The organism is Azospirillum himalayense (genome assembly GCF_042657465.1).
Classification (GTDB): Bacteria; Pseudomonadota; Alphaproteobacteria; order Azospirillales; family Azospirillaceae; genus Azospirillum; species Azospirillum himalayense.
Map to the genome: position 1 here is coordinate 246,936 of NZ_JBHSLC010000087.1, position 21,420 is coordinate 268,355.

The 21,420-nt window shown below is 69.0% G+C and carries 19 protein-coding genes; 10 read left to right on the plus strand and 9 right to left on the minus strand.

All coding sequences use genetic code 11. The features are described from left to right. The first annotated feature begins 67 nt into the window (after positions 1-67). The gene (pnp, locus tag ACFPMG_RS26265; RefSeq protein ID WP_376998186.1) at positions 68-2,188 is read left to right on the plus strand and encodes a polyribonucleotide nucleotidyltransferase; all 2,121 of its coding nucleotides are present in this window, start codon (positions 68-70) and stop codon (positions 2,186-2,188) included. 113 nt (positions 2,189-2,301) lie between these two features. Here the strand turns inward: pnp and ypfJ are convergent, their stop codons facing one another. Beyond that, entirely contained in the window at positions 2,302-3,195 is an 894-nt protein-coding gene (gene ypfJ, locus ACFPMG_RS26270) for a KPN_02809 family neutral zinc metallopeptidase (RefSeq protein WP_376998187.1), read from the minus strand. A gap of 125 nt (positions 3,196-3,320) precedes the next feature. Between ypfJ and ACFPMG_RS26275 the strand changes: the two genes are divergently transcribed. Beyond that, positions 3,321-3,875, plus strand: a complete 555-nt coding sequence (locus ACFPMG_RS26275; protein ID WP_109072603.1) for a TspO/MBR family protein — start codon at positions 3,321-3,323, stop codon at positions 3,873-3,875. On the opposite strand, the gene ACFPMG_RS26280 is transcribed toward ACFPMG_RS26275, so the two are convergent. Beyond that, entirely contained in the window at positions 3,876-4,910 is a 1,035-nt protein-coding gene (locus ACFPMG_RS26280; RefSeq protein WP_376998188.1) for a lysine-2,3-aminomutase-like protein, read from the minus strand. It abuts the gene before it with no gap. Positions 4,911-4,975: 65 nt separating this feature from the next. Between ACFPMG_RS26280 and ACFPMG_RS26285 the strand changes: the two genes are divergently transcribed. From ACFPMG_RS26285 to ACFPMG_RS26305, 5 genes are all read left to right on the plus strand, one after another. After that, entirely contained in the window at positions 4,976-5,725 is a 750-nt protein-coding gene (locus ACFPMG_RS26285) for a glycerophosphoryl diester phosphodiesterase (protein ID WP_376998189.1), read from the plus strand. A gap of 228 nt (positions 5,726-5,953) precedes the next feature. Next, the gene (locus ACFPMG_RS26290; protein WP_376998190.1) at positions 5,954-7,351 is read left to right on the plus strand and encodes an NAD(P)H-dependent flavin oxidoreductase; all 1,398 of its coding nucleotides are present in this window, start codon (positions 5,954-5,956) and stop codon (positions 7,349-7,351) included. A 137-nt stretch (positions 7,352-7,488) separates the two neighbouring features. Then, positions 7,489-7,920, plus strand: a complete 432-nt coding sequence (gene irrA / locus ACFPMG_RS26295; protein WP_376998191.1) for an iron response transcriptional regulator IrrA — start codon at positions 7,489-7,491, stop codon at positions 7,918-7,920. Between the two features lie 183 nt (positions 7,921-8,103). After that, positions 8,104-8,523 (plus strand): rubrerythrin family protein, encoded by a 420-nt coding sequence (locus ACFPMG_RS26300; RefSeq protein WP_014238831.1) that lies wholly within the window; start codon positions 8,104-8,106, stop codon positions 8,521-8,523. After that, positions 8,520-9,113 (plus strand): DUF3501 family protein, encoded by a 594-nt coding sequence (locus ACFPMG_RS26305; protein WP_376998192.1) that lies wholly within the window; start codon positions 8,520-8,522, stop codon positions 9,111-9,113. Before ACFPMG_RS26300 ends, ACFPMG_RS26305 begins: the two co-directional genes overlap by 4 nt. 125 nt (positions 9,114-9,238) lie before the next feature. On the opposite strand, the gene ACFPMG_RS26310 is transcribed toward ACFPMG_RS26305, so the two are convergent. Then, a complete protein-coding gene (locus ACFPMG_RS26310) occupies positions 9,239-9,793 on the minus strand; it encodes an SH3 domain-containing protein (RefSeq protein WP_376998193.1) in 555 nt (184 codons plus the stop codon). Between the two features lie 231 nt (positions 9,794-10,024). Between ACFPMG_RS26310 and ACFPMG_RS26315 the strand changes: the two genes are divergently transcribed. Then, positions 10,025-11,014 (plus strand): 2-hydroxyacid dehydrogenase, encoded by a 990-nt coding sequence (locus tag ACFPMG_RS26315; RefSeq protein ID WP_376998194.1) that lies wholly within the window; start codon positions 10,025-10,027, stop codon positions 11,012-11,014. A 22-nt stretch (positions 11,015-11,036) separates the two neighbouring features. On the opposite strand, the gene ACFPMG_RS26320 is transcribed toward ACFPMG_RS26315, so the two are convergent. Together ACFPMG_RS26320 and ACFPMG_RS26325 are read right to left on the minus strand one after the other, a co-directional pair. Further along, positions 11,037-11,594 (minus strand): Uma2 family endonuclease, encoded by a 558-nt coding sequence (locus ACFPMG_RS26320; RefSeq protein WP_376998195.1) that lies wholly within the window; start codon positions 11,592-11,594, stop codon positions 11,037-11,039. A 58-nt stretch (positions 11,595-11,652) separates the two neighbouring features. Next, positions 11,653-14,337 carry a bifunctional acetate--CoA ligase family protein/GNAT family N-acetyltransferase gene (locus tag ACFPMG_RS26325; protein WP_376998196.1) on the minus strand — a complete coding sequence of 895 codons (2,685 nt, stop codon included), beginning with the start codon at positions 14,335-14,337 and terminating at the stop codon, positions 11,653-11,655. 299 nt (positions 14,338-14,636) lie between these two features. Between ACFPMG_RS26325 and ACFPMG_RS26330 the strand changes: the two genes are divergently transcribed. After that, positions 14,637-15,578, plus strand: coding sequence for an L-lactate dehydrogenase (locus ACFPMG_RS26330; RefSeq protein ID WP_038530350.1), 942 nt, complete (start codon positions 14,637-14,639; stop codon positions 15,576-15,578). A 93-nt stretch (positions 15,579-15,671) separates the two neighbouring features. On the opposite strand, the gene ppa is transcribed toward ACFPMG_RS26330, so the two are convergent. After that, entirely contained in the window at positions 15,672-16,229 is a 558-nt protein-coding gene (ppa, locus tag ACFPMG_RS26335) for an inorganic diphosphatase (protein ID WP_035670072.1), read from the minus strand. Between the two features lie 148 nt (positions 16,230-16,377). On the opposite strand from ppa, the gene ACFPMG_RS26340 reads away from it, so the two are divergent. Further along, positions 16,378-18,186, plus strand: a complete 1,809-nt coding sequence (locus ACFPMG_RS26340; protein WP_376998197.1) for an extracellular solute-binding protein — start codon at positions 16,378-16,380, stop codon at positions 18,184-18,186. Here ACFPMG_RS26340 and ACFPMG_RS26345 read toward each other — a convergent pair. The 3 genes from ACFPMG_RS26345 to ACFPMG_RS26355 form a co-directional block, all read right to left on the minus strand. After that, on the minus strand, positions 18,141-18,887 hold the full coding sequence (locus ACFPMG_RS26345) for a cytidylate kinase-like family protein (RefSeq protein WP_376998198.1): 747 nt from the start codon (positions 18,885-18,887) through the stop codon (positions 18,141-18,143). The two genes, ACFPMG_RS26340 and ACFPMG_RS26345, sit on opposite strands and share 46 nt — an antisense overlap. Before the next feature lie 121 nt (positions 18,888-19,008). Continuing rightward, entirely contained in the window at positions 19,009-20,550 is a 1,542-nt protein-coding gene (ubiB, locus tag ACFPMG_RS26350) for a 2-polyprenylphenol 6-hydroxylase (protein ID WP_376998199.1), read from the minus strand. A gap of 4 nt (positions 20,551-20,554) precedes the next feature. Continuing rightward, complete coding sequence (locus ACFPMG_RS26355; RefSeq protein ID WP_376998200.1) at positions 20,555-21,364, minus strand: class I SAM-dependent methyltransferase; 810 nt, start codon at positions 21,362-21,364, stop codon at positions 20,555-20,557. Between the last annotated feature and the right edge of the window lie 56 nt (positions 21,365-21,420).

A 21,420-nucleotide genomic window follows, 5' to 3' on the forward strand; every position in this document is an offset into this window, starting at 1 on the left:
ACGACCGATGACCCCGGCTTAGGCCAGCAATCCGGCGGGCCTAGGTGTCGGATGGAAGGAAGAATCCATGTTCAAAGTTTTCCGTAAAGAAATCGAATGGGGTGGACGCAAGCTGACGTTCGAGACGGGCAAGATCGCCCGTCAGGCCGACGGCGCGGTGCTGGTCACCTACGGTGAGACCACGGTCCTCTGCACGGTCGTCGGCGCCAAGTCGCCGAAGCCGGGCGTCGATTTCTTTCCGCTGACGGTCAATTACCAGGAAAAGTCCTTCGCAGCCGGCAAGATTCCCGGCGGCTTCTTCAAGCGTGAAGGCCGCCCGACGGAGAAGGAGACGCTGGTCAGCCGCCTGATCGACCGTCCCATCCGTCCGCTGTTCGCCGATGGCTTCCGCAACGAGACGCAGGTCATCTGCACCGTGCTGAGCCACGATCTGGAGAACGATCCGGACATCGTCGCGATGGTCGGCACCTCGGCCGCGCTGACGATCTCCGGCATCCCGTTCCTCGGTCCGATCGGCGCCGCCCGCGTCGGCTACGTCGACGGCCAGTATGTGCTGAACCCGACCATGGACGCCGTTGATGGTTCCGCGCTCGACCTCGTGGTCGCCGGCACCCAGGAAGGCGTGCTGATGGTCGAATCGGAAGCCAAGGAGCTGTCCGAGGAGATCATGCTGGGCGCCGTGATGTTCGGTCACAGCGGTTTCCAGCCGGTCATCGACGCCATCATCGATCTGGCCGAAGAGTGCGCCAAGGAGCCGTGGGACCTGCCGGAGCCGGCCTACGACCGCGCCGCCCTGAAGGCGAAGCTGCGCGCGACCGTCGGCGCCGACGTGGAGGCCGCCTACACCGAGACGGTGAAGCAGGTCCGCTATGAGAAGATCGGCGCCGCCAAGGCGAAGGCGCTGGAGGCTCTGGCCGAGGCCCATGAGACCCAGGCCATCGTGACCGAGTTCAAGGAGCTGGAGGCCGACATCCTGCGCGGCGCCGTCCTGAAGACCGGCCGCCGCATCGACGGCCGCGACACCAAGACGGTCCGCCCGATCGTGTCGGAGGTCGGCGTGCTGCCGCGCGCCCACGGGTCGGCGCTGTTCACCCGCGGCGAGACCCAGGCGCTGGTCGTCACCACGCTGGGCACCAGCCAGGACGAGCAGATCATCGACGCGCTGCAGGGCGAGTACCGGGAGCACTTCATGCTCCACTACAACTTCCCTCCGTACTCGGTGGGCGAGGCCGGCCGCATGGGCTCGCCGGGCCGCCGCGAGATCGGCCACGGCAAGCTGGCGTGGCGCGCCATCCACCCGCTGCTGCCGAAGAAGGAGGACTTCCCCTACACGCTCCGCGTGGTGTCGGAAGTGACCGAGTCCAACGGCTCGTCGTCGATGGCGACGGTCTGCGGCACCTCGCTGTCGCTGATGGACGCCGGCGCTCCGCTGGCGCGTCCGGTGGCCGGCATCGCCATGGGCCTGATCAAGGAAGACGACGGCTTCGCGGTCCTGTCGGACATCCTGGGTGACGAGGATCACCTGGGCGACATGGACTTCAAGGTGGCCGGCACCGACGCGGGCATCACCGCGCTCCAGATGGACATCAAGATCACCTCGATCACCGAGGAGATCATGAAGATCGCCCTGGGCCAGGCCAAGGACGGCCGCCTGCACATCCTGGGCGAGATGTCCAAGGCCCTGACCGGCGCCCGCGAGGCGGTGAACGAGAACGCCCCGCGCATCACCGTGATCAACATTCCGAAGGAGAAGATCCGCGACGTGATCGGCTCCGGCGGCAAGGTGATCCGCGAGATCGTGGAGCAGACCGGCGCCAAGATCGACATCGAGGACGACGGCACGGTCAAAGTCGCCGCGGTGGACACCAAGGCCGCCCAGGCCGCCATCGACTGGATCAAGGGCATCGTCGCCGAGCCGGAAATGAATGTCGTCTACACCGGCAAGGTCGTGAAGGTCGTCGATTTCGGCGCCTTCGTGAACTTCCTGGGCTCCCGCGACGGCCTCGTCCACATTTCCGAGCTGGCGCAGCAGCGCGTTGGCAAGGTGTCGGACGTGGTGTCGCAGGGTGACTCGGTGAAGGTGAAGGTCATCGGCTTCGACGATCGCGGCAAGGTGAAGCTGTCGATGAAGCAGGTCGACCAGGCCACTGGCGAAGACCTGACCAAGAAGGACGGCCCCGCCGCCTGATCCTTCCTCTCCGCATAAGCGGGAATGGTTCTTCTCTCCCTCCCCTGCGAAAGCGGGGGAGGGTCGGGGAGGGGGCGAGGCGCCGAAAGGCGCCTTTTTCTTTGTCTGGCCCCCTACAGCCGCTCCGCCCGGAACGTGTCGCAAGCGTTCAGCTCGCCACGCTCCAGACCGGTCCGGAACCACTGCACCCGTTGGGCGGAGCTTCCGTGGGTGAAACTGTCCGGCGTCACGGCGCCGCGGGACTGGCGCTGCAGGCGGTCGTCGCCGATGGCGCTGGCCGCCATCAGGGCTTCCTCCACATCGCCGGGCTCAATGATCTGGCGCTCGCGGTTGGCGTGGTTGGCCCACAGCCCAGCGAAGCAGTCGGCCTGAAGCTCCAGCCGCACCGACAGCCCGTTGGCCTCGGCCTGCGATCCGGCCTGCCGCTGGGCCTGCTGCACGCGGTCGGAGATGCCAAGCAGGTTCTGCACATGGTGGCCGACCTCGTGGGCGATCACATAGGCCTGGGCGAAGTCGCCCGGCGCGCGGAAGCGGTCGCGCAGGTCGCGGTAGAAGCTGAGGTCGATGTACACCTTGAGGTCCTGCGGGCAGTAGAAGGGACCCATCGCCGCCTGGGCGAAGCCACAGCCGGAATCCACCGTTCCGGAGAACAGCACCAGCGCCGGGTCCTGGTAGGTCCGGCCGATCTGCTGGAACTGCGCCGCCCAGGTGTCCTCCGTGTCAGCGAGCACGACCGAGACGAAGCGTTTCAGCTCGTCATCCCCACCGCCGCGCGGAGCGTCGGATTGCTCGTAACGGGCCTGATCCTGCGGCGCCGTGCCCTGCAGAAGATCCAGCGGGTTGATGCCGAGCAGGAGCGAGACCACGACGATCACCGCCAGCCCGCCGATGCCGATCCCGCCGCGCCCGATGGGGATGCCGATCCCGCCGGTGCGGAACCCGCCGCTTCCGGGCGTGCCGCGCCGGTCCTCGACATTCTCACTCTCGCGACCGTCCTGCCACCGCATCGCCCGATCCTCCCCCGACGCATTGCCAAAGGAAAACCAGCGAGGGGGCGCGGCTGTTCCGGCGCTCCGCCGGATGCGTCAACCACGCGCTTGACCGCAAGCGGGGCCGTGCCATTTCCTAAAGCATGAACCACCGCTCCTTCGTCCCGACGGAACCCGCAACCGACACCGGCCCGCTGCCTTTCCGCGTGTACTGGTGGCAGGCGCTGGTCTTCTGGCTGCTCACCAACACCTATGGCGTGTTCGAGCGGGGCGGGGAGCCGTTTCCCGGCTATCAGCCCTCGCCGCTGCAGCCGCCGGGCTGGGCCTTTCCGGTCGTCTGGTTCAGCATCAGCCTGATCCAGCTCTGGGGCTGCGTGCGGCTGCTGAACGCGCCCTGGACGATCCGCTGGCGCCCGGCGCTGATCGGCATGCAGGGGGCGCTGTGGCTGCTCTACGCCAGCTTCGGATTCGCCTATTTCACGATGGGCAGCCCGATCCTGGCGGCGGCCTGGACCATCGCCTACTTCATCATCGCCTCGACCTGCGTGCTGCTGGTCTGGCCGGACGACCGCGCCATCGCGGCGAGCTGGCTGCCGCTGGTGCTGTGGACCGGCTTCGCCTCCATCGTCGCCGTCCATGGCGTCGTCCTGAACCCGGACCCGCTGTTCGGGCTGGGGCCGGGGCTGGGGACGCGCTGATCAGCCGCGGTAGCGGTGGGTCGCCCCGGTGAAGTCTTCAGCGAGATAGCCCCCCTCGCCGTCGGGCCGGACCCAGCCCGGCGCGGCGGGCGCCTTGCCATGCCCGCCGGGGATGTCCAGAACATAGGTCGGCTGGCAGAGGCCGGAGACGCGCCCGCGCAGCCCCTTCACCAGCGCCTGTCCCTCGGCCAGGGTCGGGCGGAAATGGCTGGTGCCGGCGGCAAGGTCGGGATGGTGCAGGTAATAGGGTTTGATCCGGTTGCGCACCAATCCCCGGAACAGCGCCTCAAGAACCGCCGCGTCGTCGTTGACGCCCTTCAGCAGCACGGTCTGGCCCAGCAGCGGGACGCCGGCGTCGGCCAGCCGGGCGATGGCGCCGCGCGCCTCGCCCGTCAATTCGTCGGCGTGATTGACATGGACGGCCATCCAGGTCGCCAGCTCCGGCGCTTTCAGCGCCTCGACCAGCTCCGCCGTGACGCGCGTCGGATCGGCGACGGGGATGCGGGTGTGCAGCCGGACCACCCCGACATGGGGGATGTCCGACAGGCTGCGGACGATGTGGGAGAGGCGTCGCGGCGACAGCAGCAGGGGATCGCCGCCGGTCACCACCACCTCCCACACCTCGGGATGCGTACGCACATACGCCAGGGCGGCGTCCAACTCGTCGGGCGACAGGGCCTCGCCGCCCGGGCCGACCATTTCCCGCCGGAAGCAGAAACGGCAATAGACCGCGCAGGCGTGCAGCGGTTTCAGCAAGACGCGGTCGGGGTAGCGGTGGACGATGCCCTTCACCGGGCTGCGCACCACGTCGCCGATGGGGTCCTCGCGCTCCTCCGGCGCGGTGTACGCCTCCTCCGGAGAGGGAACGTACTGCGCGTACAGGGGATCGCCGGGCGCGGCGTCCGCCAGCGTTTCCAGCAGGTACGGGGTCAGGGCGATGGCGTAGCGGTCGGCCACGGCGGCCACGGCCTCGCCCGCCGCGGGCGTCATCAGCCCGGCGGCCACCAGATCGGTCACGCTGTGGGCTGCCTTCATCGCTCGTTCCCGATCCGCCGCTTTGCGCCTAGTATGAGAGGCCCGCTCTTACTCCCGCAGGACCCATGCTGTCGACTCTTCCCCGCCTGATCGGCCACCGCGGCGCCAAGGAAAGCGCGCCGGAAAACACGCTCGCCAGCCTGCGCGAAGCCGCCCGCCAGGGCGCCGCCTGGGTCGAGGTGGACGTGATGCTCACCCGCGACCGCGTGCCGGTGCTGATCCACGACGACACGCTGGAGCGCACCACCAACGGCGCCGGGCCGGTGCCGGAGCTGACCTTGGCGGAGCTGAAGGCGTTGGACGCCGGTTCCTGGTTCGATACCCGTTTCGCTGGCGAAACGGTGCCGACCCTGGAGGAGGCGCTGGGCCTGATCCGCAAGTTGGGCCTGGGCCTGAATCTGGAGATCAAACCCTATCCCGGCCAGGAGGTGCCGACGGCGGACGTTGCGCTGGATCTGCTGACGCGGCTGTGGCCCGGCGGACTGCCCCTGCTGGTGTCCAGCTTCGAGGTGCCCTGCCTGGAGGTGGCGCGCGACCGGGCGCCAGAGATTCCGCGCGGCTACCTGCTGTGGGACCCGCCCGCCGACTGGTCGGCCATCGCCGACCGCATCGGTGCTGCCACGCTGAACGTCCATCAGGATCGCCAGACGGCGGAGAGCGTCGCCGCCTACCGCGCCACGGGGCGCCCGGTGCTGGCCTACACGGTCAACGACGCGGCGCGGGCGCGGACATTGTTCGGCTGGGGGGTGGCCGGTGTCTTCACCGACGCGCCCGGCCGGCTGGCGGCGGAGCTGGCCGCCGCGACGACCCCGTGAGGCGGTTCTTTCAGGGACCACAGGTTGACGCTTGGGGACATGGCGCTGTGACAGATTTTTTTCTAGCACCGCGAATCCGCTCGTCCGCACGGAAATTTCCTCATATATAGATCGCTCATGGCGGCTGGGCCGTCGGGGGCAGGACTCCCGGCGGAGTTTTTCGTCGTCTTTCGGGTCGCGCTGTCCGGGCGCCCACGCGCGGGCGCTCTCATGGTCTTGGAGGTTTCGTTGAAGGCGCTTAAGCCGTTGCTGATGTCTGGCCGGGAGGTTCTGCCGCTCGTCGAGGGTGGCAAGGGAATTGCCGTCTCCAACGGGGAAAGCTCGGGCGCCTGGGCGGCGGCCGGGGGGATCGGCACATTCTCGGGCGTGAACGCCGACAGCTACGACGAGAACGGCAATCTCCTGCCGCAGGTCTATCACGGCAAAACCCGCCGCGAACGCCATGACGAGCTGATCAAGTTCGGCATCCAGGGCGGCATCGCGCAGGCGCGCATCGCGCACGAGACGTCGAACGGCCAGGGCCGCATCCACATGAACGTCCTGTGGGAGATGGGCGGCGCCGAGCACATTCTGCACGGCGTGCTGGAAGGCTCCCAGGGCCTGATTCACGGCGTCACCTGCGGCGCCGGCATGCCCTACCGCGTGGCGGAGATCGCCGTGCACTACGGCGTGCACTACTACCCCATCGTCTCCTCGGCCCGCGCCTTCCGCGCCCTGTGGCTGCGGGCCTACCACAAGTTCCGTGAGAATCTGGGCGGCGTGGTCTATGAGGACCCGTGGCTGGCCGGTGGTCACAACGGCCTGTCCAACTCCGAGGACCCGCTGAAGCCGGAGGATCCGTTTCCCCGCGTCCTGGCGCTGCGCCAGATGATGAACAGCTTCGGCCTGAACGACACCCCCATCGTCATGGCGGGCGGCGTCTGGTGGCTGTCGGACTGGGAGGACTGGATCGACAACCCCGACCTCGGCCCGGTGGCCTTCCAGTTCGGCACGCGCCCGCTGCTGACCCAGGAAAGCCCGATCTCCAACGCCTGGAAGCACCGCCTGCTGACGCTGAAGGAAGGCGACGTCTTCCTGAACCGCTTCTCGCCGACGGGCTTCTACTCCTCCGCCGTCAAGAACCCGTTCCTGATGGACCTGATGGCCCGCTCGGAACGTCAGGTGGCCTATCTGCCCAAGCCGGTGGGCGAGCATTCCGCCGAACTGCCGCTGGGTCCGCGCGGCCGCCCGGTCTATGTGACCGAGACGGACAAGGCCCGCGCCGAGGGCTGGCTGTCCCAGGGCTTCACCAGCGGCCTGAAGACGCCGGACAGCACGGTCATCTTCGTCACGCCGGAGCAGGCGGAGCGCATCCACCGCGATCAGGTGGACTGCATGGGCTGCCTGTCGGCCTGCAACTTCTCCAACTGGGCGCAGAACGAGGAAGGCACGAACGGCAAGCGCGCCGATCCGCGCTCCTACTGCATCCAGAAGACCCTGCAGGCGGTCAGCCACACCGACGACTGCGAAAACCAGCTCATGTTCGCCGGTCACAACGCCTTCCGCTTCGCGTCGGACCCCTACTACAAGGACGGGTTCATCCCGACCGTGAAGCAGCTGGTCGAGCGGATCGCCACCGGCTACTGACGCCGGCGGCCCGTGGATTTGCGGGGGGCTCTTGCCCCCTGACCTGAAATCGTTCTAAAGTGAGCGGGCTGCGGCAGATCGCCGCGGTCCGTTTCGCGTTCCGACTTTGTGACCTGAACCACGGCGAACAGACGACGATGACCGGCACCCGACCCTTCAAGCGCGCCCTCGACCGCCTGCAGACGGCAGGCTTCCGCCCGACGCGCCAGCGTCTGGGGCTGGCCCGCCTGCTGTTCGAAGGGGAGCACCGCCACGTCACCGCCGAGCAGCTCCACACCGAAGCCATGGGGGCGGACCTGCGCGTCTCGCTGGCCACGGTCTACAACACGCTGAACCAGTTCACCGCCGCCGGCCTGCTGCGCGAGGTGGTGGTGGAGGCGGGCAAGTCCTATTTCGACACCAACACCAGCGACCATCACCATTTCTTCCTGGAAGGGACGGGCCGGCTGGAGGACATCCCCGGCGACGACGTGGTGGTCCAGCATCTGCCGCCGGCCCCGCCGGGCACGCGCATCGCGCGGGTGGACGTGATCGTCCGGTTGAGCGCGGAGCCGGGCGAGGACCGCTGAAGGACGGGTGGTCGATGGCCGTCTCCGGAAAAAATCCGTCTCCCAACCGGGTCCTCGGGGAATTTCCGGAACATTGACGCGTTTTGGGAGCAATGGCATAAGCCGTAGCCGAGGCTCGGCCGCCGGAGGCCCCACGCCCGCGCGCGGCCGGGCCGGACAGAACCCCGTCTGGAGAACGCCGCCATGTCGCTGAAGGGCACGAAGACCGAGCAGAACCTCAAGGCGGCTTTCGCGGGTGAGAGCCAGGCCAACCGCCGCTATCTCTATTTCGCCCAGAAGGCCGATGTGGAGGGCCACAACGAGGTCGCCGCCGTCTTCCGCTCCACCGCGGAGGGCGAGACCGGTCACGCCCACGGCCATCTGGAATTTCTGGAGGAGGCCGGCGACCCGATCACCGGCCTGCCCATCGGCGACACGGTGAGCAACCTGAAGGCCGCCATCGCCGGCGAAACCCACGAATACACCGACATGTATCCGGGCATGGCCCGCACCGCCCGCGAGGAAGGCTTCGAGGAGGTCGCGGACTGGTTCGAGACGCTGGCCAAGGCCGAGCGGAGCCACGCCGGGCGGTTCCAGAGGATGCTGGACCAACTGTCGTCATGACGGCGCGCCGGACCGCGATCACCCGCGCCGATATCCTTCCCCTGGACCGCTACGCCCTCGAACGGGCCGCCCGCCGCAGCGGGCTGGTCGCCGTGAAGAAGAGGCGCCGCGTTGCGGTCGGCCCCTACGCCCTCGTCCATTTCGAGAATTACGAGACGATGTGGCAGCAGGTCCACGAGATGCTGTTCATCGAGCGGGGCGGGGAGGACCAGATCGACGGTGAGCTTCGCGCCTACAACGGCCTGATTCCGCAAGGGACGGAACTGGTCGCCACGGTGATGTTCGAGATCGCCGACCCGGAGCGCCGCGCCGCGGCGCTCGGCCGGCTGGGCGGGGTGGAGCGGACGGTGACGCTGCGCTTCGCCGGCCACACGGTGACTGGCCGGCCGGAGGAGGATGTGGCGCGCACGAACGAGGCCGGCAAGACGTCCGCCGTCCATTTCCTGCATTTCGGCTTCACGCCGGAGCAGATCGCCGCCTTCCGCACGCCGGGGACGGAGGTGGTCCTCGGCATCGCACATCCCCGCTACGGCCACATGGCGGTGGTGCCGGAAGCGGTGCGGGCGGAGCTTGCGGGGGATTTCGGATAGGGGAGACCCTTGCCCCCTCCCTGACCCTCCCCCGCCTTCGGCAAGGGAGGGGAAATCGGCCCTCCCCTGCGAAGCGGGGGAGGGAGGGACCCGCGAAGCGGGAAGGTGGGGGCAAGCCGCCTCCGTTACTCGAACGTCTCGTCCTTGTAGGCGCCCCAGAACTCCCCACGGCTCATCCAGCCGCGATAGCCCTTCAGGTCCACCTCGCACCACTCGCCCTTGCACTTGCGCAGCCAGCCGATCACGCCCGGCTGGGCGCGGGCCACGACGGCGGCGTCGCCGCTCGGTTCCTTGCGGACGGTGCGGATGTCGCCGGTGATGACGATGCTGCGCTTGCCCGACAGCATGCTCTGGTGCACCCAGCCCTCGCTGCCCTCCCAGTCGCGGATGCGGCGCCAGGTATCGAACTCCTGGGTGATCTCCACCGGCATTTCCTTGCGGGTGAACACCCATTCGATGGGGTAGCGCACGTTGGGGCCGGTGCGCGCGTTCACCTCGCCCGAGCGCAGCGACACGAAGCGGGGGATCGGCAGACCCGAGGCGTGGGTCGGGTCCTTCTCGCGCCGCCCGCCTTCCGATGCGTCTGCGGTGGACGGCGTGACCGGCGCCAAGGCTGCGATGGCCAGCGCCAGAACGGCGAGAGCGCGGCGGATGGCAGACGTCGTCGGCAACGGCAACACCGGCAGCCCCGTGCTGTGGAGATCGGAAGGATTTGAGTCGGACGCACTATAATTAGGGGTAGCCGCCGGGAGCAAGCGCAAGGCGCGGGTGGGCGCACGGCATCGGTTCTTGTCACATCGCGGGGCGGCTCATGAGGCTGACCGCCGCGCCGAATCGTCACTGCCATCTGGACAGCTTCCCAACCGCTTGATAGGACAAGCGTCGGCCCGGAATGGGGGAGGCACCGTCCAATGACCGAAAAGAAGAAGCCGCTCGTCGTCGTCACCCGGAAGTTGCCCGACGTCATCGAGACGCGGATGATGGAGCTGTTCGACGCACGGCTGAACTCCGACGACGAACCCCTGACCCACGCGCAGCTCATCGACGTGGTGCAGACGGCTGACGTGCTGGTTCCCACCGTCACCGACCGGATCGACCGCGAGGTGATCGAGAAGGCCGGGCCGCAGCTCCGCCTCATCGCCTCCTTCGGGACGGGCGTCGACCACATCGACCTGAAGGCGGCGCGGGAGCGCGGCATCAGCGTCACCAACACGCCGGGCGTCCTGACCGAGGATACGGCGGACATGACCATGGCCCTGCTGCTGGCGGTCGGCCGCCGGCTGGCGGAAGGCGAGCGGCTGGTGCGCTCCGGCCAGTGGAAGGGTTGGGGGCCGACGACGATGCTCGGTCACCGCATCCAGGGCAAGCGGCTGGGCATCCTCGGCATGGGCCGCATCGGGCAGGCGCTGGCGCGCCGGGCGCGCGCCTTCGGCATGTCGATCCACTACCACAACCGCCGCCGCGTCTATCCGGATGTCGAGCAGGAACTCGAGGCGACCTATTGGGACAGCCTGGACCAGATGCTGGCGCGCATGGACGTGGTGTCCATCAACTGCCCGCACACCCCGGCCACCTACCACCTGCTGTCGGAGCGCCGGCTGAAGCTGCTGCGCCCGCACTGCTTCATCGTCAACACCTCGCGCGGCGAGGTCATCGACGAGACGGCGCTGACCCGCATGCTGTCGAAGGGCGAGATCGCCGGCGCCGGCCTGGACGTGTTCGAGCACGAGCCGGCGGTGAACCCGAAGCTGCTGAGGCTCGACAACGTGGTCCTGCTGCCGCACATGGGCTCCGCCACCATCGAGGGCCGGATCGACATGGGCGAGAAGGTCATCATCAACATCAAGACCTTCGCGGACGGCCACGCCCCGCCCGACCGCGTCCTGGAAACGCTGCTGTAAGGCTGAGTGCTGGAGAGGGCGTCTAGAGGACGCCCTCATACAGGCTGGCCATGGGGATCTCGATCCCGACCGAGGGGAAGCGCAGCAACCCGCCCCCGATGACGTCGCGGACAACCCAGCTTTGTTCATCCTCGCGGTGCCACAGCTCGGCGCAGCGCTTCGTCGAGTCGAGCAGCAGAATTTCCTGCACCGACGGGATTTCCCGATAGACCGCCAGCTTCCGGCCACGGTCGAACTGGGCGGTGGAGGGCGACAGGATCTCGACGATGATCGTCGGGTCCGGCACCGGAACCATGCCGGGCTTCAAGGGCTGGCAAGTCACCGCGATGTCCGCCTGGAAATAGGTGTCCTCGTGGTCGGAAAGCCGAATGCCCGCTTCGGAAACGACACGGCATGGAGGCCGGAGCCGGGTTCCGATCTGAATGCCGATGGCCATCGCCAAGGCGCCATGGGTCGCAGCGGGCGGCGCCATGGCGACGGGTTGACCGCCGTCCAGCTCATAGCGGGTGTCCGTTCCGTCGTTCCAGACGAGGAACTCTTCCACGGTCATCGGGCTGGGTGCCGGATCGCTCATGCCCATGAGTATGGCCCTCTCCCTCGTCGCTTCCAAGTGGGCGCCGTCCAAGGGGCCGCCGCGGTTATTCCGCGGCCAGCCCGCCGCCCAGCTCGATCCGGACCTCGACCACGCCGGGCTCGTCCAAGTTCTCCTTGCGGATGAATCCCAGGGCGCGGCACATGCCGAGCATGCTGGTGTTCTCGCGCAGGACCTCGCCGTAGACCTCCTTGATTCCGCGGGAGCGGGCGTAGTCCAGGATCTTGTTCATCAGCTGGTAGCCCAGCCCCTGGCCCTTCATGTCCGACCGCACCATCACGGCGTATTCGGCGCGCAGGTTGTCGGGGTCGGCGGTGATGCGCACCACGCCGTACATGATGGTGTCGCCGGTCTCCGGGTCCGGCCCGACGGCGACCAGACCCATCTCGCGGTCGTAGTCCATCTGGGTCAAACGGGCGGCGGCCTGGTGCGACAGCCGCTTCAGCGGCGCGAAGAAGCGCAGCCGCAAGTCCTCCTGCGTCTGGTTGGCCACCATGTGGTGCACCAGCGGCTCGTCCTCCGGCAGGATGGGGCGGACAAGGAACTGGCGGCCGTCCTTGATGGTGATCCGGTCCTCCAGCCCCTTGGGGTAGGGGCGGATGGCCAGACGCTTGGCGCCGGGCAGGGCCGGGACGCCGACCTTGATGCGGGCGTCGAGCGCCAGCACGCCCTCCGCGTCGGCGAGCAGCGGGTTGACGTCCAGCTCGGCGATCTCCGGGAAATCGACGATGAGCTGCGAGATCTTGTTCAGCGTCAGCGCCACCGCCTCCAGATCGACCGCGGCGCGCGAACGGTAGCCCTGCAGCTGCCGCCAGATGCGGGTGCGGCCCATCAGCTCGGTCGCCAGCTTCATGTTCAGCGGCGGCAATGCCAGCGCATAGTCCTCCACCACCTCCACCCCGATGCCGCCCTCGCCGAACAGCAGGACGGGGCCGAACAGCTCGTTCTCGGTCATGCCGACGATCAGCTCGTAGGCGTCGGGGCGCACCGCCATCTCCTGGACGGTGAAGCCCTCGATGCGGGCATCGGGCACCGCCTCGCGCACGCGGGCCAGCATCGCTTCGGCCTCGGCCTTGACCTCCGCCGGCTCGGTCAGGTGCAGGGCGACGCCGCCGACGTCCGACTTGTGGGTGATGTCCGGCGACAGGATCTTCAGCGCCAGCGGCCCGCCGATCATCTCGGCGCAGTGGGCGGCCTCCTCCGGCGTGTCGGCGCGGCGGGTGTCGACCACCGGGACGCCGTAGGCGGCGAGCACGCGCTTGGCCTCATACTCGCTCAGCCAGTCGCGCTTCTCGGCGATGGCGCGGGAGATGATCTTGCGCACCGTGATGCCGTCGGGCTGGAAATCCTCCGGCACCGACGGCGGCGTCTCCATCAGCAGCTCCTGGTTCCGGCGGTATTCCACCAGATGCAGGAAGGCGCGCACCGCGTGGCTGGGCGTGTCGTAGGTCGGGACGCGGTTGGCGGCGAACAGCTTGCGCGCTTCCGCCGCCGTGTTGTCGCCCAGCCAGCTCGTCAGCACCGGGTGCTTGCGCGTCTTGTTGGCGATCATGGTGTCGACCACGGCCTGCGCGGCGGCCAGCCCGTCGGTCACCGCGGTCGGGCAGTTCAGCACCAGAACGGCGTCGTTGTTGGGGTCGGCCATCAGCGCGTTCAGCGCGTCGGCGTAGCGCTTGGGCGGGGCGTCGCCGCCGATGCGCAGCGGGTTGCGGGCGCTGCCGGCGCCCAGCGCCTTCTCCAGCGCGTCCATCGTCTCCGGCGCGAACTGGGCCAGACGCCCGCCGGACAGGATCAGGCTGTCGGTCGCCATCACGCCCATGCCGCCGCCGTTGGTCAGGATGGCCAGCCGGTCGCCGGTGATCGGCGCCCCGGTGCCCAGCGTGCCCACCGCGTCGAACAGCTCGTCCAGCCCGGTGACGCGCAGGATGCCGGCGCGGCGGAAGGCGGCGTCATAGACGGCGTCGGACACCGCCAGCGCCCCGGTGTGGGAGGTCGAGGCCTCCAGCGCCTCGTCGGTGCGGCCGGACTTGATGACGATCACCGGCTTCTGGCGGGCGGCGGAGCGCGCCGCCGACATGAACTTCCGGGCGTCGCTGATGCTCTCGATGTAGAGCAGGATGGCGCGCACGGTGGCGTCGCCGGCCAGATAGTCCAGCAGGTCGCCGAAATCGACGTCCGCCTTGTCGCCCATTGAGATCAGGTGCGAGAAGCCGATCCCCCGCGCCGTCGCCCAGTCGGCGATCGAGGTCACCACCATGGACGACTGCGCCACCAGCGCCACGTCGCCCTTCCTCGGCGTGACATGGCCGAAGCTCGCGTTCAGCCCGCGGCCCGGCACCATGATGCCCAGGCTGTTGGGACCCAGGACGCGCATCAGGTGGGGCTTCGCCGCCTCGCGCAGGGTCTGGGTCTGCTCCTTGGAAAAGCCGCTGGAGATGACGATGGCCGCCTTGGTCCCGCGCTTGCCCAGCGCCTCGACGGTGGCGGGCACCGTGGCGGCCGGGGTGCAGATCACCGCCAGATCCGGCGTGACCGGCAGATCGTCCACCGACTTGTAGGTCAGCACCCCCTCGACCGCGCGCTCGCCGGTCACCGGCATGATCGGGCCGTCGAACCCGGCGTTGAACAGGTTGCGGGCCACCACGGCGCCGATGGTGTTCGGCTTTCGGGTCGCCCCGATCAGGGCGATGGAGGCGGGCTTGAACAGGCGGTCGAGGTTGCGAACGGTCATGGCCGGGTTCCGGGGGTTCGTCTCACACAGCAAGGCTCGAACAGCCGCCATTCCGCTAAAGATCGGACCAGGGCCGTCGACTTGCAATCAGCGGTAAGGAGGCAATCGCAGGACGGGAACGCGACCGATCGCCGCTCATGTTGCGGTGCAACATACACATTGGTCATACCTTTGTACAGGCGCCCTTTGTCGCGCCCCCTCCCGGAGCGGATATCCCCGTCGCGCATCGGGGCTTGAGCGGGCGGGCGCGATGCTCCACCCTGTTGACCTTCAACGGAAAAAATCAGGGAGCGGGAGCCATGAAGGTCGGGATCGTCGGGGCCGGCGCGGTGGGCGCCACCGCCGGATTCGCCATGGTGATGAGCGGTGCGGCCAGCGAGGTCGTGCTGGTCGACATGAACGAGAAGCTGGCCGCGGCCCAGGCGCAGGACATCGCCCACGCCGTGCCCTTCGCCCGCGCCGCCCAGGTGCGCCACGGCGGCTACGCGGCGCTGGCCGGGGCCGGCGTGGTGGTGCTGGCCGCCGGCGTGGCGCAGCGGCCCGGCGAGACGCGCCTGCAACTGCTGGAGCGCAACGCGGCGGTCTTCGGCGCCATCATCCCGGCGGTCCTTGCGGCGGCGCCCGACGCCATCCTGCTGGTGGCGACCAACCCGCTGGACGTGATGACGCAGATCGCCACCCGCATCTCCGGCCTGCCGCCGTCGCGGGTGATCGGCTCCGGCACGATCCTCGACACCGCGCGGTTCCGCGCGCTGCTCGCCGACCGGCTGGGGGTGACGCCGAAGTCGGTGCACGCCCATGTGGTGGGCGAGCATGGCGATTCGGAAGTCCTGCTGTGGTCCGGCGCCACCGTGGCCTGCCTGCCGGTGGACCGCGGCGCCGAGCGGCTGAAGCGCCCCCTGACGGCGGAGGACCGCGCCGCTATCGACGAGGGCGTGCGCCGCGCCGCCTATCACATCATCGACGGCAAGGGCCACACCGCCTTCGGCATCGCCGGCGGCCTGTCGCGCATCGTGGCGGCCATCGCCGGGGACGAGCGGGCGGTGCTGACCTGTTCCATCCTCAACGACGAGGTTCTGGGGGTGCCGGACGTGGCGCTGTCGCTGCCGCGGGTGATCGGGGCGGGCGGCGTCCTGGAGACGGTGATGCCCGACCTGTCGGAGGAGGAGGCGGCGGCGCTGAAGCGCAGCGCGGACATCCTGAAGGAGGCGGTGACCTCGGTGGAGAAGTCGCTGCCCTGACCGGATGAGGGAAAAAGCGCGGCCGGTCCGCGTTGCAGGACCGGCCCCGCGCTGCGGAGCCGGCCCTTGCAACCCGTCCAGTCGACAGGCGCGTCAGACCACCGGGCCGAGCTGGCCCTTGGTGGCGGCGGCGGCGCGCTCCATGCCTTCCTGGATCTTCTTGGCGGCTTCCTGCTCGTCGCCCCAGCGCAGGATCTTCACCCACTTGCCCTTTTCCAGATCCTTGTAGTGCTGGAAGAAGTGGGCGATCTGCTCGGTGGTGATCTCCGGCAGGTCCTTGTAGGACTTCACGCTGCTGTAGAACGGGTGCAGCTTGTCGACCGGAACGGCCAGCAGCTTCTCGTCCTCGCCGCCCTCGTCCTCCATGAACAGCACGCCGATCGGGCGCGAGCGCAGGACGGCGCCCGGGATGACCGAATGGCGGCCGACCACGCAGACGTCCACCGGGTCGCCGTCACCCGACAGGGTGTGCGGGATGAAGCCGTAGTTGCAGGGGTAGTACATGGCGGTGTGCAGGAAGCGGTCGACGAACATCGCGCCCGACTCCTTGTCGATCTCGTACTTCACCGGCTCGCCGCGCAACGGGATCTCGATGACCACGTTCACGTCCCACGGGGCGTTCTTGCCGACCGGAACCTTGCTGAGATCCATGGAAAACCATCCTTCGACTGCAAAAGCGGGTTGCGCTTGGTTGTGGACGCGGGCCAAAGCTCCCGGCGCCGCGCGCGCGGAGTTTAGGCAGAAGCGGGCATAAGTCAAAGCCACTTGCGCAGGTGCGGCAAAGGGACGAGCCTTCGCCATGCCCTGCATCCTCTTTGCGCTGCTCTGTCTCGCCTTTTTTCCCCTTGCGGCACGGGCCGATCCCCCCGCGAAGGCTGTCCACGCCATCGCCATGCATGGCGACCCCGCCTATCCGCCGGATTTCGCGCATTTCGCCTACGTCAATCCCGACGCGCCGAAGGGCGGCACGCTGCGCCAGGCGGTGACCGGCGGCTTCGACACGCTGAACCCCCATGTGGTCAAGGGCGTGGCGGCGCTGGGGCTTGGTTTCGTCTTCGAAACGATGCTGTCCCGCTCGTGGGACGAGCCCTTCTCGCTCTACGGCTTGCTGGCCGAGGGCCTAGAGGTGCCGGAGGACCGGAGCACCGCCACCTTCCACCTGAACCCCGCCGCGCGCTGGCACGACGGGACGCCGGTGACCGCCGCCGACGTGCTGTTCTCGCTGGAGGTCCAGCGCGCCCACGGCACGCCGAACCGCCGCCAGTTCTACGCCAAGGTGGCGAGCGCCGCGGCGCTGGACGAGCGCACCGTCCGCTTCGCCTTCGCCCCCGGCCCGGACGGGCGCTTCGACCGCGAGATGCCGCTGCTGATGGGGCTGATGCCGATCCACGCCAAGGCGTGGTGGGCGGGGCGGGACTTCGCCGCCACGACGCTCGACCCGCCGCTGGGCAGCGGCCCCTACCGGGTCAAACAGGCGGAGGCCGGGCGGCGCATCGTCTACGAGCGGGTGGCCGACTACTGGGGGCGGGACCTACCGTCTCGGCGCGGGCTGTTCAACGCCGACACGCTGGATTTCACCTATTACCGCGACGACTCGGTGGCGCTGGAGGCTTTCCTGGCCGGGCAGGGCGACGTGCGGCGTGAATCCGATCCCGCCAAATGGGCCACCGGCTACGACGGCCCGGCGCTCCGAGACGGGCGGATCGTGCTGGAGGAATTACCGCACCGCCGTCCGGAATTCGCCCGCGGGCTGATCTTCAACACCCGGCGTCCACCGTTCCAGGACATCCGGGTGCGGCGGGCGCTGGGCCTCGCCACGGATTTCGCCTGGATCGGCAAGACCCTGTTCCACGGCGCGCTGGTCCGCACCGCGAGTTACTACCCGAATTCAGAGCTGGCGGCGGAGGGCCTGCCGGGACCGGAGGAATTGGCGGTGCTGGAGCCCTTCCGCGACCGCCTGCCGCCGGCGCTGTTCAGTACACCCTTCACCCTGCCGCACACCGACGGCAGCGGCCCGGCGGGCGGGCGGGGGAACCTGCGCGAGGCGCTGCGCCTGCTGGCCGAGGCCGGCTGGCGGGTGAGCGGCGGGCGACTGACCGACGGGGCGGGGCGTCCCTTCGCTTTCGAAATCCTGCTGGGCAACCCGGCGGACGAGCGGGTGGCGCTGGAGTACGCCCGCTCGCTGGATCGGCTGGGCATCGCCGCCACGGTGCGCACGGTGGACAACGCGCAGTATCAGGGGCGGCTTGATCGTTTCGATTTCGACATGACCCTGGGCTGGTGGGTTTCCAGCCTCTCGCCGGGCAATGAGCAGCTTTATTATTACGGGTCCGAGGCGGCGGGCCAGCCGGGCAGCCGCAACTACCCCGGCATCCGCGACCCGGCGGTGGACGCCATCGCCGCCTCCATCGCCGCGGCGCGGACGCGCGCCGACCTCGTGGCCCGCGTCCGCGCGCTCGACCGGGTGCTTCTGTGGGGCCATTACATGGTGCCGCTGTTCCACAGCCCGGCGGACCGCATGGCCCGCTGGTCGCGGCTGAAGCACCCGGAGGCGACGCCCCTCTACGGCCCGCTGGTCGAATCCTGGTGGATCGAGGAGGGCGGCTGAGCCTCGCCATGTTCACCATGGATTTGCCCATCATGGACCCGGTAGGCGTGCAGGATCACATCGACCACGGCGTCCAGGTCGGTGAAGCGGTCGGTGTTGACGATCAGGTCGTACTGCAGCGGATCGCCGTTGGAGACCTTGAAGAACTCCTTGAAATACTTGGCGCGGGCGGCGTTGACCCGCTGCACCTCGTGCAGCGCGTCGGCGACCTTGGCGGGATCGCCGCCGGCCAGCCGCGCGGCGCAGACCTCGTCCGAGCCGACGATGCGGACGCGGAAGCGCGGCGCCCCGCGCAGCAGCAGATGCGCCCCGCGCCCGACGATCACCCCGCCGCGGAAGGCGATGCCGTTGACCACGCGGGTCAGCAGCCGCTGATACTCGGTCAGCGGATCGTGCAGCCCCATCAGGCTGGCGTAGAGGAACATCCCCGTCCGCCCCGGCAGCTTCTCGTCGAGCTGGCGCATCAGCGCGGGATCGGAGGTGGCCGTCGCCACCACGGCGTCGAGGATTTCCTTGTCGAAGCAGGACACCCCCAGCGACTTGGCGAGCTTCGCCGCGATCGCCTCGCCGCCGGTGCCGTGCTCGCGGGCGATGGTGACGACGGGGGGCGGCGACTCCAGCGGGCCGGAGCGGGGCCGATGCGGCTGGAGCTGGTCGGTTCGGATGTAGGTCAGAAGCGCCTGGAATTCGTCGCGGGCCATGGCTTCCCTCCGCGAACGGTTGCGACGCCTTCAGTGTCCGGCCGGGGGGCGGCGGGGTCAACGACGCCCAAGGGGGAGGGGCACGCCGCCGCACCCCTTCCGCGCGCCGCCGAAAAGGACCCTACAGCACCCGGACCGCGATCACCGTCAGCAGGACGACGATGATCCACAGGGCGACGCGCTCGCTGATCCGGCGCTCCACCCAGCGGTCGAGCATGTGCTTGATCGAATGGGGGTGCAGGCGCAGGCCGCCGTCGGCCAGTTCGGCGGCGGCGCGTTCGGCCTGGTTCACCAGCCGGGGCAGGCGGCGCACCGTCGACACCACGGCCTCCAGATCGTCGAGGATCTGGGCTTCCGGCCCGCGGTTCTCGCGCATCCAGTCCTCGATCAACGGGCGCGCCAGCTCCCACATGTTGATGTCGGGGTTCAGGATGCGGCCCACCCCTTCCGCCGTCAGCATGCTCTTCTGGAGCAGGAGGAGCTGCGGCTGGGTCTCCATCTCGAACTGCTCGGTCACCGCGAAGAGCTGGGCAAGCAGCCGGCCGACGGAGATCTCGCTCAGCGGCTTGTTCTGCAGCGGCTCGCCAATGGCGCGGCAGGCCTGGGTGAAGACCTCGATCGACTGGTGGCGGGGGACGTACCCCGCCTCGAAATGGACCACGGCGACGCGGCGGTAGTCGCCGGTCAGGAAGCCGATGAGCATGTCGGCGAGGTAGGTCCGCGTCGCCCGGTCCAGCCGGCCCATGATGCCGAAATCGACGGCGGTGATGTTGCCGTCCTGGGTGACGAACAGGTTGCCGGGATGCAGGTCGGCGTGGAAGAAGCCGTCGCGGAACACCTGGTTGAAGAAGCTGGCCGAGGCCTTCGCCAGGATCTCGTCGCGGTCGTAGCCGGCGGCGTCGAGCCTTTCCGACTCGTCGACCTTGAAGCCGCGGATGCGCTCCAGCGTCAGGACGCGGCGCGCCGTGCGGTCCCAGTCGATGGCCGGGACGTTGAAGGTGGGGTCGTCCCTGAAATTGTCGCCCAGCTCCGACGCCGCCGCGGCTTCCATCCGCAGCTCCATCTCCAGGCGGGAGGTGCGGGCGAAGGTGTCCACCACCTCGCGCGGGCGCAGCCGCTTCAGCTTGGGCATGACCACGACGGCCAGCTCGGCCAGCCAATAGAACAGGTCGATGTCCCGCTCGAAGGCGTTCTCGATGCCCGGCCGCAGCACCTTCACTGCGACCTCCCGCCCGTCGGCGGTGACGGCGAAATGCACCTGCGCGATGGAGGCGGCGGCGACCGGCACCTCGTCGAAGCTGCGGAACAGCTTGCCGATCGGGGCGCCCAGCTCCTCCTCGACGATGGCGCGGGCCTGCGATCCTGGGAAGGGCGGCAGCTTGTCCTGGAGCTCGGCCAGATCCAGCGCCATCCGTTCGCCGACGAGGTCGGAGCGGGTGGAGAGCAGCTGGCCCAGCTTGATGTAGGTCGGCCCCAGGTCGGCCAGCGCGCGGGCCAGCCGCTGGCCGACGCGGCCCGGCTCCTTGGCGTTGCCGACCCAGCGCCAGAACAGCGCGAAGCCGGGGGCGGTCTGCGGCAGCGTTTCCGGCAGCGCGTTGTAGCGCGCCAACGTGCGGCCGATCACGAAGAGGCGGCCGATGTTTCGGGCGGTCCGGAACAGCATCCGGTCAGATCCGCCAGCCGGAATGGATGGCGGCGATGCCGCCCGTCAGGTTGCGCACGCGCACCGCGCCGAATCCCGCGGCCTCGATGCGCTTGACCAGCGCCTGCTGCTCGGGGAAGCGGCGGATGCTCTCCGCCAGATAGCGGTAGCTGTCCTCGTCCCCGGCCACCATGCGGCCGAGCCGCGGCAGGACCTGGAAGGAATAGACGTCGTAGATCTCGCGCAGGACCGGAAGGACCACGTGGCTGAACTCCAGGCAGAAGAACTTTCCGCCGGGCTTCAACACGCGGCGCGCCTCGGAAAGCGCGGCGTCGATGCGCGTGACGTTGCGCAGGCCGAACGCAATCGTATAGGCGTCCACCGAACGGGAGGCGATGGGCAGCCTTTCGGCGTCGCCGACCGTCCAGTTCACGCCGGTCAGCAGGTTGCGGTCGTAGGACCGGTCGCGCCCGACGCGGACCATCGACTCGGTGATGTCGCAGACCACGGCCCGCCCGCCGCCGCGCTCCAGGAAGCGGAAGGCGATGTCGCCGGTGCCGCCCGCCACGTCGAGCAGCGTCATGTCGGCCTTGGGCGCCACCATCTCCATCAGCGTGTCCTTCCACAGCCGGTGGATCCCGCCCGACATCAGGTCGTTCATCAGGTCGTAGCGCCCGGCCACGCTGTCGAAGACGGCGCGGACGAGGCCGGACTTGGCGTCGGGGTCGACGGGGCGGTAGCCGAACCAGTTCCCTTCGGCCCCGGCGGACACGCCGGTGGCCTGGGCCGGAGCTGCGGGCTGGGACGGGGCGGAGGGGGTGCGCGGATCGGTCATGGCGCGCAACATAGCGCGCGACCTGGGCTTGCGCCAGCCGGGGCGTTGCCGTGACG

Coding starts and splice junctions, on each gene's coding strand:
- ubiB (WP_376998199.1), bottom strand. CDS start 20,550: ATGCTGTTCCGGACCGCCCGAAACATCGGCCGCCTCTTCGTGATCGGC.
- ACFPMG_RS26330 (WP_038530350.1), top strand. CDS start 14,637: ATGAAGGTCGGGATCGTCGGGGCCGGCGCGGTGGGCGCCACCGCCGGA.
- ACFPMG_RS26340 (WP_376998197.1), top strand. CDS start 16,378: ATGCCCTGCATCCTCTTTGCGCTGCTCTGTCTCGCCTTTTTTCCCCTT.
- ACFPMG_RS26275 (WP_109072603.1), top strand. CDS start 3,321: ATGAACCACCGCTCCTTCGTCCCGACGGAACCCGCAACCGACACCGGC.
- pnp (WP_376998186.1), top strand. CDS start 68: ATGTTCAAAGTTTTCCGTAAAGAAATCGAATGGGGTGGACGCAAGCTG.
- ACFPMG_RS26355 (WP_376998200.1), bottom strand. CDS start 21,364: ATGACCGATCCGCGCACCCCCTCCGCCCCGTCCCAGCCCGCAGCTCCG.
- ACFPMG_RS26345 (WP_376998198.1), bottom strand. CDS start 18,887: ATGGCCCGCGACGAATTCCAGGCGCTTCTGACCTACATCCGAACCGAC.
- ACFPMG_RS26300 (WP_014238831.1), top strand. CDS start 8,104: ATGTCGCTGAAGGGCACGAAGACCGAGCAGAACCTCAAGGCGGCTTTC.
- ypfJ (WP_376998187.1), bottom strand. CDS start 3,195: ATGCGGTGGCAGGACGGTCGCGAGAGTGAGAATGTCGAGGACCGGCGC.
- ACFPMG_RS26315 (WP_376998194.1), top strand. CDS start 10,025: ATGACCGAAAAGAAGAAGCCGCTCGTCGTCGTCACCCGGAAGTTGCCC.
- ACFPMG_RS26305 (WP_376998192.1), top strand. CDS start 8,520: ATGACGGCGCGCCGGACCGCGATCACCCGCGCCGATATCCTTCCCCTG.
- ACFPMG_RS26285 (WP_376998189.1), top strand. CDS start 4,976: ATGCTGTCGACTCTTCCCCGCCTGATCGGCCACCGCGGCGCCAAGGAA.
- ACFPMG_RS26280 (WP_376998188.1), bottom strand. CDS start 4,910: ATGAAGGCAGCCCACAGCGTGACCGATCTGGTGGCCGCCGGGCTGATG.
- irrA (WP_376998191.1), top strand. CDS start 7,489: ATGACCGGCACCCGACCCTTCAAGCGCGCCCTCGACCGCCTGCAGACG.
- ACFPMG_RS26325 (WP_376998196.1), bottom strand. CDS start 14,337: ATGACCGTTCGCAACCTCGACCGCCTGTTCAAGCCCGCCTCCATCGCC.
- ACFPMG_RS26320 (WP_376998195.1), bottom strand. CDS start 11,594: ATGGGCATGAGCGATCCGGCACCCAGCCCGATGACCGTGGAAGAGTTC.
- ppa (WP_035670072.1), bottom strand. CDS start 16,229: ATGGATCTCAGCAAGGTTCCGGTCGGCAAGAACGCCCCGTGGGACGTG.